This window comes from Anaerobacillus alkalidiazotrophicus (genome assembly GCF_001866055.1).
In genome coordinates this window covers 1-1970 of record NZ_MLQS01000013.1, presented here as the reverse complement: position 1 = coordinate 1970, position 1970 = coordinate 1, and the positions used below count along the sequence as shown (strand labels likewise).

Sequence of the window (1970 nt, the reverse complement as noted above, 5' to 3'; positions counted from 1 at the left end):
AGAGGACCGGGATGGACATACCGCTGGTGTACCAGTTGTTCCGCCAGGAGCATAGCTGGGTAGCTACGTATGGAAGGGATAAGTGCTGAAAGCATCTAAGCATGAAGCCCCCCTCAAGATGAGATTTCCCTTGGAGTTAATCCAGTAAGACCCCTTAGAGATGATGAGGTTGATAGGTCTCGGGTGGAAGCACGGTGACGTGTGGAGCTGAGAGATACTAATCGGTCGAGGACTTATCCTAAAATAAGAGTTGAATTCACACTCAAGAATCTTAAATGTATGTTATCTAGTTTTGAAAGAATGATTTCTTTCAACTAAATATATTATCTAGTGGCGATAGCGAAGAGGTCACACTCGTTCCCATGCCGAACACGATCGTTAAGCTCTTTTGCGCCGATGGTAGTTAGGGGCTTCCCCTTGTGAGAGTAGGACGTTGCTAGGTATTTCGGAGGATTAGCTCAGCTGGGAGAGCACCTGCCTTACAAGCAGGGGGTCGGCGGTTCGATCCCGTCATCCTCCACCATTAAGATGCCGGCCTAGCTCAATTGGTAGAGCAACTGACTTGTAATCAGTAGGTTGGGGGTTCAAGTCCTCTGGCCGGCACCACTGCAACTACATTGAGTATGCAATGTAGCGGAAATGTGGCAAAGTTAACCTTATATTTATCTAAATTCAGTATCAAGAGCCATTAGCTCAGTTGGTAGAGCATCTGACTTTTAATCAGAGGGTCGAAGGTTCGAATCCTTCATGGCTCACCATTTTTACAAATTTATATGCGGGTGTGGCGGAATTGGCAGACGCGCTAGACTTAGGATCTAGTGTCTTTGACGTGGGGGTTCGAGTCCCTTCACCCGCACCACTAAAATTTGCGGGAGTAGTTCAGTGGTAGAACACCACCTTGCCAAGGTGGGGGTCGCGAGTTCGAATCTCGTCTTCCGCTCCAATATTATAGTCTGCTATGCCGGGGTGGTGGAATTGGCAGACACACAGGACTTAAAATCCTGCGGTAGGTGACTATCGTGCCGGTTCAAGTCCGGCCCTCGGTACCAAATCAACAATATTGAGTTTTCCTTATATAGCTTTATGACGAATATACGTATTGCTACAGGAACATACTTTAGACTGTTGGTTTAAATTAATAAGTGGCTATTAAGCGCCCTTAGCTCAGCTGGATAGAGTGTTTGACTACGAATCAAAAGGTCGGGAGTTCGAATCTCTCAGGGCGCGCCATATTATTATTTGAAAATTAAATTAATATATATAAACGGGAAGTGGCTCAGCTTGGTAGAGCACCTGGTTTGGGACCAGGGGGTCGCAGGTTCAAATCCTGTCTTCCCGACCATTTAGGGGCCTTAGCTCAGCTGGGAGAGCGCCTGCCTTGCACGCAGGAGGTCAGCGGTTCGACCCCGCTAGGCTCCACCAAAATATTTTCTAAAAAGTATTGACATAACAACAAGGGTTATGGTAAAGTTAATGAGTTGGTTACAAAAGAATTATATTGGTATAACGCTTTTGTCCGAAACAAACTTTAAGATTGTTCTTTGAAAACTGAACACACAGCCAAGCGAATTAAAGAGATAGTAAATATCTCGTCAATGAATTTAAATTTTGAGCTTTATCAAACACTTTTATGGAGAGTTTGATCCTGGCTCAGGACGAACGCTGGCGGCGTGCCTAATACATGCAAGTCGAGCGAATGGATGGGAGCTTGCTCCCTGAAATTAGCGGCGGACGGGTGAGTAACACGTGGGCAACCTGCCCTGTAGACTGGGATAACTTCGGGAAACCGAAGCTAATACCGGATAATCTTTGGAGCCTCATGGTTCCGAAGTAAAAGTTGGGTTTTACCTAACACTACAGGATGGGCCCGCGTCGCATTAGCTAGTTGGTAAGGTAACGGCTTACCAAGGCGACGATGCGTAGCCGACCTGAGAGGGTGATCGGCCACACTGGGACTGAGACACGGCCCA

The 1970-nt window shown here is 46.8% G+C and carries 9 tRNA genes and 3 rRNA genes; all 12 read left to right on the top strand.

Going from position 1 to position 1970, the window contains the following annotated elements:
* Positions 1 to 241: ribosomal RNA gene (locus BKP45_RS09300) — 23S ribosomal RNA — on the top strand; the annotation flags it as partial.
* Between the two features lie 85 nt (positions 242 to 326).
* A 5S ribosomal RNA gene (gene rrf / locus BKP45_RS09295) occupies positions 327 to 442 on the top strand.
* A gap of 5 nt (positions 443 to 447) precedes the next feature.
* Positions 448 to 523, top strand: a tRNA-Val gene (locus BKP45_RS09290).
* A gap of 7 nt (positions 524 to 530) precedes the next feature.
* A tRNA-Thr gene (locus tag BKP45_RS09285) sits at positions 531 to 606 on the top strand.
* 76 nt (positions 607 to 682) lie between these two features.
* Positions 683 to 758: transfer RNA gene (locus tag BKP45_RS09280), tRNA-Lys, on the top strand.
* Between the two features lie 17 nt (positions 759 to 775).
* A tRNA-Leu gene (locus tag BKP45_RS09275) sits at positions 776 to 859 on the top strand.
* A gap of 9 nt (positions 860 to 868) precedes the next feature.
* A tRNA-Gly gene (locus tag BKP45_RS09270) sits at positions 869 to 943 on the top strand.
* Positions 944 to 960: 17 nt separating this feature from the next.
* Positions 961 to 1049, top strand: a tRNA-Leu gene (locus tag BKP45_RS09265).
* Positions 1050 to 1153: 104 nt separating this feature from the next.
* Positions 1154 to 1230: transfer RNA gene (locus tag BKP45_RS09260), tRNA-Arg, on the top strand.
* Positions 1231 to 1265: 35 nt separating this feature from the next.
* Positions 1266 to 1342: transfer RNA gene (locus BKP45_RS09255), tRNA-Pro, on the top strand.
* A 4-nt stretch (positions 1343 to 1346) separates the two neighbouring features.
* A tRNA-Ala gene (locus tag BKP45_RS09250) sits at positions 1347 to 1422 on the top strand.
* A 205-nt stretch (positions 1423 to 1627) separates the two neighbouring features.
* Positions 1628 to 1970 (top strand): 16S ribosomal RNA (locus tag BKP45_RS09245); the annotation flags it as partial.